This is a genomic window from Sphingobacterium gobiense (assembly GCF_002980575.1).
In the GTDB taxonomy this organism is placed as follows: domain Bacteria; phylum Bacteroidota; class Bacteroidia; order Sphingobacteriales; family Sphingobacteriaceae; genus Sphingobacterium; species Sphingobacterium gobiense.
The window spans coordinates 1-255 of sequence record NZ_PVBS01000024.1 but is presented as its reverse complement, the minus strand read 5'-3'; the positions used below and the strand labels follow the sequence as shown (position 1 = coordinate 255).

At 56.5% G+C, this 255-nt stretch carries 1 pseudogene; it reads right to left on the bottom strand.

Annotated features, from left to right (window positions below):
• Positions 1-202: pseudogene (locus tag C5749_RS19435) on the bottom strand (hypothetical protein); the annotation flags it as partial.
• Between the last annotated feature and the right edge of the window lie 53 nt (positions 203-255).

The window sequence follows — 255 nt, the reverse complement described above, 5'->3', positions numbered from 1 at the left end:
GCTGGGAGTTGCTGTTGAACACGGAAGCCTGAAAATCGCTGTTCTTCTTGCCGATGGTATTTATCTTCTTGCCGGAGTACTCCGAGACATACTGTTCCTGTGGCGCCAGCTCTGTCCTGTCGTCCACGAACAGTTCCACCATCACGAACCCCTCGCGGAGCAGTGCGGCCACCTTCGGGTCGGTCCACACATTGGCCTCCATCTTGCGGCAGTTGACACAGTTCCAGCCCGTGAAGTCGATCAGCACCGGTTTGT